General features: G+C 62.2%; 10 protein-coding genes. 4 read left to right on the plus strand and 6 right to left on the minus strand.

Going from position 1 to position 12,864, the window contains the following annotated elements; translation table 11 throughout:
• Window positions 1–57: 57 nt before the first annotated feature.
• The 3 genes from M622_RS35805 to fdnG are packed head-to-tail and all read right to left on the minus strand — an operon-like array spanning window position 58 to window position 4,634.
• Window positions 58–681, minus strand: a complete 624-nt coding sequence (locus tag M622_RS35805; RefSeq protein WP_021250541.1) for a formate dehydrogenase subunit gamma — start codon at window positions 679–681, stop codon at window positions 58–60.
• Window positions 678–1,565, minus strand: coding sequence for a formate dehydrogenase subunit beta (gene fdxH, locus M622_RS35810; protein ID WP_021250542.1), 888 nt, complete (start codon window positions 1,563–1,565; stop codon window positions 678–680). Before fdxH ends, M622_RS35805 begins: the two co-directional genes overlap by 4 nt.
• 12 nt (window positions 1,566–1,577) lie before the next feature.
• Complete coding sequence (fdnG, locus tag M622_RS35815) at window positions 1,578–4,634, minus strand: formate dehydrogenase-N subunit alpha (RefSeq protein WP_084520789.1); 3,057 nt, start codon at window positions 4,632–4,634, stop codon at window positions 1,578–1,580.
• A gap of 299 nt (window positions 4,635–4,933) precedes the next feature.
• Here fdnG and M622_RS35825 point away from each other — a divergent pair, with 299 nt between their 5' ends.
• The 4 genes from M622_RS35825 to M622_RS35840 all read left to right on the plus strand — a co-directional run bounded on the left by M622_RS35825 (window position 4,934) and on the right by M622_RS35840 (window position 8,122).
• Window positions 4,934–5,623 (plus strand): alpha/beta hydrolase, encoded by a 690-nt coding sequence (locus tag M622_RS35825; protein ID WP_021250545.1) that lies wholly within the window; start codon window positions 4,934–4,936, stop codon window positions 5,621–5,623.
• Between the two features lie 102 nt (window positions 5,624–5,725).
• A complete protein-coding gene (locus M622_RS35830) occupies window positions 5,726–6,379 on the plus strand; it encodes a cupin domain-containing protein (protein WP_021250546.1) in 654 nt (217 codons plus the stop codon).
• 267 nt (window positions 6,380–6,646) lie between these two features.
• The gene (locus tag M622_RS35835) at window positions 6,647–7,441 is read left to right on the plus strand and encodes a PEP-CTERM sorting domain-containing protein (RefSeq protein ID WP_021250547.1); all 795 of its coding nucleotides are present in this window, start codon (window positions 6,647–6,649) and stop codon (window positions 7,439–7,441) included.
• 171 nt (window positions 7,442–7,612) lie between these two features.
• Window positions 7,613–8,122: a hypothetical protein gene (locus tag M622_RS35840; RefSeq protein ID WP_021250548.1), complete on the plus strand. Its 510-nt coding sequence runs from the start codon at window positions 7,613–7,615 to the stop codon at window positions 8,120–8,122.
• A 29-nt stretch (window positions 8,123–8,151) separates the two neighbouring features.
• Here the strand turns inward: M622_RS35840 and M622_RS35845 are convergent, their stop codons facing one another.
• From M622_RS35845 to M622_RS35855, 3 genes are all read right to left on the minus strand, one after another.
• A complete protein-coding gene (locus M622_RS35845) occupies window positions 8,152–9,501 on the minus strand; it encodes an NYN domain-containing protein (protein ID WP_021250549.1) in 1,350 nt (449 codons plus the stop codon).
• Between the two features lie 688 nt (window positions 9,502–10,189).
• Entirely contained in the window at window positions 10,190–11,203 is a 1,014-nt protein-coding gene (locus M622_RS35850; protein ID WP_021250551.1) for a virulence RhuM family protein, read from the minus strand.
• Window positions 11,204–11,327: 124 nt separating this feature from the next.
• Window positions 11,328–12,728: a DUF262 domain-containing protein gene (locus M622_RS35855; RefSeq protein ID WP_217995332.1), complete on the minus strand. Its 1,401-nt coding sequence runs from the start codon at window positions 12,726–12,728 to the stop codon at window positions 11,328–11,330.
• Window positions 12,729–12,864: the final 136 nt, after the last annotated feature.

Here is a 12,864-nt window from a genome sequence, read left to right on the forward strand (position 1 = left end):
GGGCGGTGTCCAGTACTGCCGGACACCGCCCGCCGCGGATTGGGGACAGGGCGGTAGTCAGTTCTTGCCCGTCATCTGGCGGTACCAGGCGCGGTGGTGCTGCTTGGCCCAGGCGCGGGTGACCGTGCCGTACAACATGGCACGGATGGTGCCGCGGGTCCACAACGCGGCATACACATGGACGAAGATCAGCCCGATCATGAACGCGGCCGCTGCGGCATGCACCACCGCGGAGATTCGCATCATGCCGACCGGGAAGCTGAACTGGCTGCGCCACATCACCACACCGGAGACGGTGATCAGCACCATGCATACGGTCAGCCCCCAGAACAACAGCTTCTGGCCACCGTTGTACTTGCCCTGCACCGGCATGTCGTGGTCGTCGCCGTCCACCATCTTGCCCACCTTGGACAGCCAGTCCCAATCGGCCTCACCCATGCGGTTGAGGCTGGCGAAGCGGAAGAACATGATGATGAAGAACACCGCCATCACCACGCCTATCCACGGGTGCAGGATGCGCGCCCAGGTGCCGCCGCCGAACAGATGCACCAGCGGATACAGCGAAGGATGGAAGAAGGCCAGCCCCGAGAGCGCGAGCAGGATGAAGCAGATGCCCACGACCCAGTGGTTGGCGCGCTCCGATGCGGTGTAGCGCTTGAGGTCACGTGGATTGCGGATCATTGTGAGTCCTCCTTCTCCATTTCCTCTTCGAGCTCCTTGGAGACCTCGTTCGGACCCTTCATCACATAGTGGAACAGGCTGCCCACCGCCGTCGCGCCCAGCGCCAGCAGGGCAAGCGGCTTGGCCACCCCCTTCCACAGTGCAACCATGGGGCTGATCTGCGGATCGGCCGGCAGGCCGGCGTACAGGGTGGGCTTGTCGGCGTGCTGCAGTACGTACATGACGTGCGTGCCGCCCACACCTTGCGGGTCGTACAGGCCCGCATTCTGATAGCCGCGCTCCTTCAGGTCCTCGATGCGGGCCTCGGCGTGATGGACCATGTCTTCCTTGGCGCCGAAGCGGATGGCGCCGGTAGGACAGACCTTGGCACAGGCCGGGGCCTGGCCGACGGCCACGCGGTCCGAGCACAAGGAACACTTGTAGGCCTTGTTGTCGGTCTTGGAGATGCGTGGCACGTCGAACGGGCAGCCGGTGATGCAGTAGCCGCAGCCGATGCAGTTCTCCTGGTGGAAGTCCACGATGCCGTTCGAGTACTGGATGATGGCGCCCGGCGCCGGGCAGGCCTTCAGGCAACCGGGGTCGGCACAGTGCATGCAGCCGTCCTTGCGGATGAGCCATTCCAGCCTGCCGTTCTCCTCGACTTCGGAGAAGCGCATCAGCGTCCACGTCTTGTCGTCGAGGTCTTGCGGGTTGTCGTACACCCCGACGTTGTTGCCCAGCTCGGGACGGATGTCGTTCCACTCCATGCATGCCGCCTGACAGGCTTTGCAGCCTATGCAGGCGGACACGTCGATAAGCTTCGCGATCTCGGTGGTGGCGCGCACCATGGGTGACTCGGTGGTGGTCGCCGAGCGCCGCGCGATGTCTAGCGATTGCAGTGCCATGCGAGCCTCCCTTTATGCTTTCTCGATGTTCACCAGGAACGCCTTGTATTCCGGCGTCTGGCAGTTGGCATCGCCCACGACCGGCGTCAGGGTGTTGGTGATGTAACCCGGCTTGGTTTCACCCTTGAAGCCAAAGTGGATGGGGATGCCCACCGTGTGCAGCTTGCGCCCGTCCACCGTCAGCACCGGGATGCGCTTGGTGACCACCGCGACCGCCTTGATGTAGCCGCGATTGGACGTCACCTTGACCACATCACCCTTGCGGATGCCCTTTTCGCCTGCCAGCTCTTCCGAGATCTCGATGAAATGCTCGGGCTGGAGAATGGCGTTGATCTTCGAGGTCTTGGTCCAGAAGTGGAAGTGCTCGGCCAGGCGGTAAGTGGTGGCGACGTAGGGGAACTCATCGGCCTTGCCGAACACCTCCATGTCGCCCTTGTAGACACGCGCGGCGGGGTTGCTGGTGACGGCCGGCTGCTCGGGGTGCATCGGGTTCTTGCCCAGCGGGGTCTCGAAGGGCTCATAGTGCTCGGGGAAGGGGCCTTCGACCATCCCAGGTGCAAACAGGCGGGCGACGCCCTCACCGGTCATGATGAAGGCACCGACGCCCTCTTCGGGTGCAGCGTTGGGGCGCATGTCGGGCACGTCATTGCCACCCCAGGCCTTGCCGTTCCATTTGATCACGGTGCGCGCCGGGTCCCAAGGCTTGCCCGAGGCGTCACACGAGGCGCGGTTGTAGAGGATGCGGCGGTTCGCCGGCCAGGCGTAACCCCAGTTCAGCGTCTGGCCAAGGCCGGAGGGGTCGGAATTGTCGCGGCGCGCGGTGAGGTTGCCGGCCTGTGACCACATGCCCGAATACAGCCAATTGCCGCAGGCGGTGGAGCCGTCGTTGCGCAGCACGCCAAAACCGGCCACCTGCTCGCCCGCCTTGACCGTCACCGTGCCGCTGGCATCCGCCAGGTCGCTGATGGCGTAGCCACTGATCTCGCGCGCCAGTTCCTGTGACGACGGGTGGCTGGGGATGCGGTAAGGCCAGTGCAGCTTCAGGATCGGTTCCGGGTTGGCGCCGCCCTCGGTCGCGTACAGGGTGCGCAGGCGGGTGAACAGCTCACCCATGATCGCCGTATCCTCGCGGGTTTCGCCCGGGCCGTCGGCGGCTTTCCAGTGCCACTGGATGACGCGGCCGGAGTTGGTGAAGCTGCCCTCGTGCTCGGCGAAGAGCGCGGCGGGCAGGCGGAACACTTCGGTCTGGATCTGGGTCGGATCCACCTTGTTGAGCTCGCCGTAGTCCTTCCAGAACTCCGAGGTGTCGGTCGCCAGCGGGTCCATCACCACCAGATACTTGAGCTTGGACAGCGCCGACGACACCTTGGCCTTGTTGGAAACCGAGGCGAGCGGGTTGAAGCCCTGACAGACAAAGCCGTTCATGCGGCCCTGGTGCATGCGCTCGAACAAGGCCAGCACGTCATAGGCGCCATCCATCTTCGGCAGCCAGTCGTAGCCGAAGTTGTTGTCGGCGGTGGCGTTGGGGCCGTAGAAGGCTTTCATCAGGCTGACGAAGAACTTGGAGTAGTTGCTCCAGTAGTTCATCTGCCCCGGACGCAGCATCCTGGGTGTGCGCTTGGTGAGGAAGGCGTCCAGCGTGGCCTCGTCTTCGGTCGGCGAATGCATGTAGCCCGGCAGGCTGTCGCCGAACAGACACATGTCGGTGATGCCTTGCACGTTGGCGTGCCCGCGCAGCGCGTTGATGCCACCCCCGGCCATGCCCATGTTGCCCAGCAGCAGCTGGATCATGGCCATGGTGCGGATGTTCTGCGAACCCACGGAGTGCTGCGTCCACCCCAGGGCGTAGAGGATGGTCATGGTGCGATCGGACGCCGAACATTCGGCCACCATCTCGCACACCTTGAGGAAAGCGTCCTTGGGCGTGCCGGTGATGCTGCTGACCACGTCCGCGTTGTAGCGCGAGAAGTGCTTCTTCATGAGCTGGAAGACGCAGTTCGGGTCTTGCAAGGTCGGGTCGACACGGGCGAAACCGTCCTCGCCCATCTGGTAGCGCCATGACGCTTTGTCGTAGTTGCGTTTTTCGGCGTTGTAGCCGGTGAACAGGCCGTTCTCGAAGCCGAACGCGGGGTCTATCAGGAAGGGCGCGTTGGTGTGCGCCTTCACATACTCATGCTGAATCTTGTCGTGTTCCAGCAGGTAGTGGATGAGGCCGGACAGGAAGGCGATGTCCGAGCCCGCGCGAATCGGCGCGTAGTAGTCGGACACGGCTGCAGAGCGGGTAAAGCGAGGGTCGACGACCACGAGTCTGGCCTTGCGACCTTCCTTCGCTTCCTGCACCCACTTGAAACCGCAGATGTGCGCTTCGGCCGCGTTGCCGCCCATGATCAGGACGAGATCGGCGTTCTTGATGTCTACCCAGTGGTTCGTCATCGAACCACGCCCGAACGTCGGAGCCAGACTGGCTACCGTGGGGGCGTGTCAGATGCGTGCCTGGGTGTCGAAGGCGACCGCGCCGAGCCCGCGCAGAACCTTGTGGGTGAGATATCCGGGCTCGTTCGATGCCGCCGAGCTGGCAAGGAAGCCGAAGGTGTTCCAGCGGTTGACCGTGAGCCCGGCTGCGTTGGTGTCGACGAAGTTGGCGTCGCGGTCGGCCTTCATGTGCCTGGCGATGCGCTCGAGAGCGTCGTCCCAGGAGATGCGCTTCCATTCGTTGCTGCCGGGTTCGCGCACTTCGGGATGGGTGAGGCGCAAGGGGCTCTGAACCATATCCAGCAGGCCGGCGCCCTTGGGACAGAGACTGCCGCGGTTGACCGGGTTGTCCGGGTCGCCCTCGATGTGGAAGATGCGCGCTTTGGCGTTCTTCGAGGTGTCACCCAGGGAATAAACCAGGGTGCCACAGGAGACGGAGCAATAAGGACAGATGCTGCGCGTTTCGGTAGCGTGCGTGAGTTTGTACTGGCGAACTTCAGCGAGTGCCGCGCTGGGGGCGAACCCCATCGTGGCCAGGCTGGAACCCGTCATTCCCGCAGCGCAGACCTTGAAGAATCCGCGTCTAGAGATGTTCATTGTCTCCCCCCGTCTTCAGTGGTTTTGAAAGGCATTTCCCCATAAGCAATTTAGATGCCCGCATTAAAACTCTGTAAGAGCCAAGGTTATGTAAATGTGGCCGTCTTCATTTGAGACAATTTGTCCGTTGGTGAGACATATTGTCGTTCTTGTTTCGTGGCTCTGCGCGTTTTGAGAGCGCAGAGCCACGCACATGAACGCAGACCGCTTCGACCTGGTCTGAAGCTCAAGCCCTTCGCTCACGCCGCCCGCAAGCGCAGCGCGAGCCCAATGAAATTCGCAACCCGGACAGGATCACCATGAGTGAAATCAGTTTTCTTGAAGTTGAAACCGCGCCCAAGCCCTCAGCAGCGGTGATCTGGCTGCACGGCCTGGGTGCCGATGGCAGCGACTTCGAACCCATCGTGCCCGAACTGGGGCTTGCGTCCGCGCCCGCGCTGCGCTTCGTCTTCCCCAACGCACCGCTGCAGCCCGTGACCTGCAATGGCGGCTACGTCATGCCCGCCTGGTACGACATCATCGCGCTTGGCGGCGAGAGCCGCGAAATTGACGAAGCCGGGTTGCTGGCTGCGCGCGCGATCGTCCGTGCCCTCATTGCGCGCGAGGTCGAGCGTGGCATCCCGAGTGAGCGCATCTTTCTCGCCGGCTTTTCCCAGGGCGGTGCGGTGGCCTACCTGAGTGCGCTCACGCATCCCGAACCGCTCGCGGGGGTGATCGCACTGTCGACCTATATTCCCTCGGCCGCGCTCATCACCCGCGAGCTGTCCGCGGCCAACCGCGACATCCCGATGTTTGTCGCCCACGGCACGCAAGACGATGTGGTGCCGCCCGCGATGGGTCAGCAGGCGCTGGAACTGCTGCGTGGCTTCGGGCTGGCGCCGCAATGGCACACCTATCCGATGCCGCACTCGGTCTGCCCGCAGGAAATCGACGACATCGGCGCGTGGTTGCGGATGCGCCTGAGCGCGCTGCCAGAGCTGCCTGCCTGAGACGCCTGCCTGAGACACCTGCCTGAGACACCTGCCTGAGACACCTGCCTGAGGGGTCGATGAGGCCGCAGCAATGATGAGAGCCTTTCCCGGAGAGCCGCAATGAACGTGAACGCAGACTTCAATGCCCGGGTTGCGATCGACGCCCGCAACATGCCCTGGATGGCCTCGCCGCAGGCGGGGGTAGAGCGCAAGATGCTCGATCGTGTCGGCGACGAGGTGGCGCGCGCGACCAGCATCGTGCGCTACGCGCCGGGGTCGGTCTTCGCCCCGCACACGCATGAATTGGGCGAAGAGTTTCTGGTGCTGACGGGCACCTTCGAAGACGATCAGGGGGCCTATCCGGCAGGCACTTATGTGCGCAATCCGCCGGGCTCACGGCATCGACCGTTTTCCACCGCGGGTTGCGAGATTTTCGTCAAGCTGCGCCAGTTCCAGGCCGGTGATGATGCGCGCGTCGTCATCGACACCTCGCAGGCGGCATTTCGTCCCGGCCTCGTGCCAGGGCTGACTGTGCTGCCGCTGCATGAATACGGCAGCGAGCACGTCGCGCTGGTGCGCTGGGCGCCGGGCACGCGTTTTCAGGTGCACACGCACTGGGGAGGGGAGGAAATTCTCGTCCTCGAAGGCACATTCAGCGACGAGTACGGCGACTACCCCGCCGGCAGCTGGCTACGCAGCCCCCACCTCAGCCGCCACCAGCCGTTCAGTGATGAGGGCTGCCTCATTTACGTCAAGGTGGGGCACCTTGCGTAGGGAGCCGAACTCAGCGCTTTGGGGATTGCTGAGCAGCCGGCGCGAGCGGGAAAGCTGTCGTCGTGACCAGGGTCGGGCACAGGCATGTGGCAGCGCGATCACTGTCGAATTTCTTTACTGAGTTTCGGTTCCTGTCCGCGAGTGTCTTCGAAGTTCGGTTTCACCAGATTGATTTTAAAGAAGTATTTTTCCCTTCATGAAAATGGCACGAATCTCGCTTTGGTTATGATCAGATCGAATTCACAAACTTTTTTGAAGGGGACGAACATGAAGAACACCGGATATTTTGTGCGCACTGCCTGCGCTCTGGCGATTGCGCTGAGCGCGGGCGGCGCCTGTGCAGCACAGATCTACTGGACCGACTGGACTGGCTCCGACCTCGACCCGGGAGTCGGCTTCAAGGGCGTGGGCACGATCACCACGCCGACCTCCACCGTTGGCGTCACCTATACGAACCCGCAGGGCATTGCGTTTTATCAGCCGAGTGGCGGCATCAACTACTACAGCAATGGCACGGATGGGCCCACTGGCACTTCTCCTTACACCAGCACTGCGGTCGACAACCGGCCGGGCACCTCAGACATCGTAGCCCTGAAAAACGCGGGCAATCAGACCCTGAGCTTCTCCCAGGCGATTGCAAATCCCGTTTTTGCCTACGTCAGCCTGAACGGCAACGGTTACGCCTTCGATCAGGATTTCGACATCCTCAGCTTTGGTCATTCCAGTGATGGAAATGCGTGTGGGTACTGGGGTTGCGGGACCTCGTACAAGAACATCGTCACCGTCGGCGGGCAGACCGAATATCAACTCCTCGGCACCGGTGAACCGCATGGCACGCTGCAGTTCAAGGGCACTTTCGACACCGTGAGTTGGCGCAGTCTGAGCAATGAGTACTGGAACGGTTTCACCGTGGGCGTGCAGGGCACGGCGGTCGAGTTCTGTGACGCAAACCCCACCGCGCCCGGTTGCGGGCCGTCGAACAACGTGCCTGAGCCCGCTTCGCTGGCGCTGCTGGGACTGGGTTTGATGGGGCTTGCAGCGGGTCGTCGGCGCAAGGCGTGAAACGGGGCGAATGATCGTGTGGCCACCTGACACTCGCACCGCCTGAGGCGACGCAGTTCAAGAATGTTGAATACCATGTTTACCCCCCAGCCCGTTCCAGCCCGCCCGCCTAGACGCCGAGCGGCCGGGGGTGACAAACTGCTGCCGATAAACTCATAGCCTGCCGCCCTGATGGACGCCTCTACCCTCGAAGCCCTCAACCGCGCCAGTTCCCTGGAGCTCTTCCATCTGTCGACCGTGATCGAGCGCTTGATGTCGGATCCGGTGCGCATCGTGCAGATTCGGCTGCACCTGAACCTGGGGCAGCACGTGCGTTTCGTGGATGTGAAAGCGCCCGGCGCGGCGCTGCAACTGCGCAGCGGCACCGTGGTGGCGATGAAGGACACTCAGCTCAGCGTGCAGGACGATGTGACGCGCGTGACGTGGACGCTGCCGTATGCGGCCGTCGAACTCCCTGCGCGCAAGAGCACGGCGGCGCAGGCGCCGACGCCCAAGGCCGCGCCACGCCCCACCCGCGACGACTTTCGCGTTGGCGACCGCGTCAGTTTCGAAGATCGCCACCTGCAGACGCGGATCGGCACCATCGTGCGCATCAATCAGAAGACCGCCAGCATCAACTGTGAAAACGAACCCGGCTGGCGCGTGCCCTTCGGCTTGCTCAGGCACCTCATCGATCTCTGACGCCGGCGCACGCATTTGATCTTGCACACTCATTGACGGGCTTGTGTGCTTGCCTGGGCGGTGCCGAACCAGTGTGCAATCGCGGTTTCGGCCGCTCTGTCCAGAACCATCTGCTCCCGCAGGCATAGCGATCTGACGTTGTTCGCCGTCTTCACGCCGAGTCCCACCGCATCATCTTGCCCTTCGTTGAAAACATGGCCGCGCATGAGCAGGCCGCTTAGCACCCAGTTGACGTCCGCGCGGCTGCCCCCGAAGCCGCCCTCCCTAAGACCGTCGCGAACCCGCTTTCCGGTCTCCTTAAGATCGAAGGGGTGCAGGCGAACATCCTGCTCGATGATTGAAAACAGGGCGCGGTAGTCTTGTGGTCTCAGCAGGGGCGCGCCCGAGACCTCGTGGATCTGGGTCGCGAGGGGAAGGATGTGCACATCGTTGCCCCAGTCCGCGGTGGCGCAAGCGTTGCGTGTGATGGTCACAGGTCGGGTGGAGTCGTGGACGTGTCCTCCCCCCGTGCTCCAGTCGAAATGCAGCGGCGCAAGATCGAGGCTTTCAATGAACTTGCGGAAGCTGCCTTTGCCGTTCCAGTCGGCTGTGAGGGCGCTGCACTGGGTCGTGATCAGCACTGCGAGGCGACTGCACGGAACAGGGACGGACGAGCGGGCGACTTCTTGGCGTATGGTTTCGATGAGCCCGTCGAACTCCGCGTCGAGCGCTTTGGCGCTTGCAACTGGCGGCGCAGGAACAGGGGTGTCTCTGACGTCCTCCGCGACGAGCGCACGGGCGGCGGTCGATATCGCGTCGGCATCCGACGCTACGTTCACCGATTGACTCACGGACTCGGGTGGCGATGACTCATCTTCGTCCTTGAAGCCCAGGGCCTTGCGCACGAATTCGTCCTGGTCGATGAGCAGGTCGGCCGAGGCGCGGTAGGCGGCTGATGGAAAGCCGATCGCCAGCACCGTCGTGCGCCGATCTGATCGACGCAGCTTTCTGAGCACGGGGGTGAAATCCGCGTCGGCCGAGAAAACGATGAACTCGTCGTAATGGGTCTCGTGCTGCAGCAGATCGATGATGTCGAGCACCATGTGAATGTCGGTGCTGGTCTTGCCTTCACTGGTCAGCGCCGGGCAGTCAACAATCTCGAAGCCGGCCAGATTGAACGAGGGCCGAAAGCGCTGGTAGGCCTGTGGATTGAGGTAGCAGCGTCGCACCAGCAGGCGCCGCCGGGCGCCCTCGGGAGTGTGATCCGGCAACTCGAGCGCGTTGATGACCCAGTTCATCCATTGAAGAGGCTGGCGGGCAAAGCGGTCGGCGATGGTCTGGTCGAGTATGCGGAGGCCGGAATAGACGTTGTCGAAGTCGACGAAGAGGGCGCTTTTCAATTTCGTAGATCGCTCTGTCGGAGGGCAGCTGCGGTGGTGTGTCTACCGCGGGAAGGGTTCGATTTGCCGTGTGATGCATGGCGTGCGCCCCCGCATTCCAGTTTGCCAAATGGGGAGAAGCAAGCGCCGTCGAATGGCAGGATTGTGGACGATACGCTCAATGAGCGCTTCGATGCCGAGCTGGAAGGCTTCGAGCTCATCCGCAGGTGCAACACGATGCTCCGTCGCCGCCGTGGTATCGGATGGCTGTTGAGGTGGCATCACATGGTGCTATGGTCGATCCAGGCTTTTCTTGTGGAGAGAACCATGCGCATCACCCTCGCACTCGACGACGAGTTGCTTGCCAAGGCCCAGGCGCTGACCGCGATGACAGAGAAGTCCGCCCTGGTGCAGGAGGCCTTGCGTGCGCTAATCCAGCGTGAAAGCGCCCGTCGCCTGGCTCTGCTGAAGATCCTCGCGCTAGGCAACCAGGATGTGGCCGCTGGCAAGGTCAAATCCGTGGCCGACGTCGTTGCCCGCCTCAGTGCTACACCACTGACGTGGAATCGCTGGTCCGTCCGTTGGTTCTCAACCGCCTGTGCAACCCGGAATCCAAGCCTGGCGCGTTGCTCTGGAAAGACTGTTCATCGACTCGCGCAGTTGATCAATGACGTTCCAGAGCGTTTTGCCGAGTTGCTTTTGGTCGTTTTCAGTCATGATTCGGACGTTGCTTGAGCGTGTTTTCCAGTGCTTTCAGTTCGGCTTCGTCCTGCTCGTCGGCCTGACGTGCCTCGTCCTGTTTGCGGCGCTGGTCGTAATCCAGGTAGCGCGCGCTCGTGGCGCGCTCCATCTGCGCGTGGGCGACCTTGCCCGCATGCGTGAGCACAGGAAAGCCGTTGCTGCTGATGATCTGGTCCACGTTCTGGCGCCAGAAGCTCATGCGGATTTCCTCGCGGCGCTTGGTGCGCAGCTCTGCGGTCTCCAGAAAGATCACCACCAGACGGTTCAGGGTGTCGATCTCGTCTTCGGTCAGGTAGTTTTTGGCGATCAGGATGTCCTGCTTGCGTACCTTGTTGCCCTGCCAGTGCAGAAGGCCGAAGTGACTGTCGTCGGGGTTGGCGCGGGCCATGACGAGCTCTGCCGCGGTCTGTTGTGTCACGGCGTAGAGCAACAGGTTCTGCACCGTGGCGAAGAAGGTCTTCGTCGTCTGGTTGGTGTTGTCGTAGTCGCTCGCCAGGGCAAACAGGTCGCGGACCTTTTGATAGAAGCGCTTCTCCGAGGCACGGATGTCCCGGATGCGCGCCAGCATCTCATCGAAATGGTCTGGCCGGCCGTCCGGGTTCTTCAGACGCTCGTCGTCCAGCGCAAAACCCTTGAGCAGATACCCCTTGAGCACCGTGGACGCCCAGCGGCGGAACTGCACCCCGCGCGGCGACCGCACCCGGTAGCCCACGGCGAGGATGGCGTCCAGGTTGTAAAGCGTGACCTTGCGCTGCACCTGACGCGCACCCTCGGTTTGAACTGTCAAGGATTCCTTGATAGTTGCCGCCGGGTCCATCTCCCCGTCCGCGAAGAGGTTTTTCAGGTGCAGCGAGATGTTCTGCTTGGTGGCGTCAAACAGCTCTGCCATTTCCAACTGCGTCAGCCAAACAGTCTGCTGCTCGGCCCGCAGCTTGATCTCGCTGCGGCCGTCTTCGGTGGTGTAAAGAATCAGCTCGTTCATGGCGTTTGCCCCGCACTTCCACTGCAGAGTGCCCCGCTGAATGGGTGGGTGTTGATGACCTGTCGCGGCGCGCTCTCAAGGAGCTCCTTGTTCTCCGGCATCATTCCTCTCGGCTCTGTGGTGATCAGTATGCTTTTGTCCCCGTAAGGGTAAACAGACTCATCACCTGGTCTACGAGCGTGGTCGTCCGAGCATCGATCTGCTTCACGCTCCATGCCTCGGTCGTGGCCAGCTCGGCATTCAGTCTGAGCCCGTTCCTGTAACCCACATTGCGGCCATTGCTGTCGGTGCGGTCGCGCTTCTCCTTGAAGCTCTTGTTGCCCAATGCGCTGTTGAAGCCCGAGATCGTCAGGTTGCCCAGCTTGTGGACATGAGTCTCTTGCATGGCCTTCGCCTTCTTCACATCGCCGTCCGCGATCATGGCCACCCAAAAAGCGGGAATGTTGTCGCCCTGCGGGAAGATGTGCTCGATAGTCCACACGAAGAGCTTGCCTTCGTACTTCCACAGATCGACCCAGGTCTCCTTAGTCATGCTCTGCTCAGCCAAGGCGCACAGCACAAACCGGGTCACCCCCGCGTTCTCCTCGTAGATGGCGCCTTCCAGCTTGCTGCGGAAGGTCTCATCGCTGGCCGATACCGCCAGCAGTTCGTTGCGGATGGTCTTCGCCACGGCAGTACCCGACAATGCTGCCACCTTGTCGATGGTGGCCATGAACAGGCGCGTTAGGTCGCGGGTGGGCGGTGTGTCGGTGAGGTTGCGTCGAACGAAGAAGCAGACCAGCAGCCGCGCGATCTCTTCCAGTTGCGTCACGTCGATGCCCAGCGCCTCACGCCGCACCAGCAGGTACAGCATCAACAGGTAAGACGGGGCGCCCTGAATGCGGTCCAGGTCTTTCAGCGGCTTGTCCAGCGGAGCCCAGGCCTCGTCCGTGTTCCGTGCCAGCATCAGTGCATACAGCTGGCCAGCAGAACGAATGGCCTGCAGGTGGTGTTTGGCGTCCTGATTGATCAGCTTTTCGTAGATCTGGATCAGGTTGGACCGTGTGGCCACCGGGCCCAGGGGGTCCTTCCTCTTGTCGTCGTCCTTGCGGAACGGCACGTTCAGCGGGTCTTTGAACGCGTTGTAGTAGTGCCGGAAAAAGCGCTCCTGGACGCTGTAGTCATCGCCCAGATAGCCCAACAGCTTGTTCCACACGTCAAAGTAGTGATCTACCTTGCCGGGCTCGGTGGTCTCCAGCCGCGCGAGTAGCTTGTTCTTGATCAGGTCGATGGCCGTGAGCGGCATGCCCCGGTTATTGAGCGACTCGAACAGCGTGTAGGCATCGGCGTGACTGGCCACCTCGATCTTCACCAGGCAGGCCTGGCTCACCTTGTCGAGGAAGGCCATGATCGACGCCAAGCGATCATTCTCGCCCTCCACCATCTCTTCGATACGCGCTTGAAAGTAGCGGAAGGCACGGAAGATCTTGCGGTTGCCCGCATAAGCTGGAGCATCGCACTGACTGATCACGCCGACGTCGGACAAGACGGTACGGTAGTCGCTCTGGTTGTTGTTCTGAATCTGTGGGATGACACGCAACGGCGTTGGTGCAATAAAATGTCATCCATCCCGGCGGCGCCGGACTTCCTGACGGTTTGAGGTCGAGCATGGCAGCGCGAGC

Source organism: Thauera terpenica 58Eu (assembly GCF_000443165.1).
Classification (GTDB): Bacteria; Pseudomonadota; Gammaproteobacteria; order Burkholderiales; family Rhodocyclaceae; genus Thauera; species Thauera terpenica.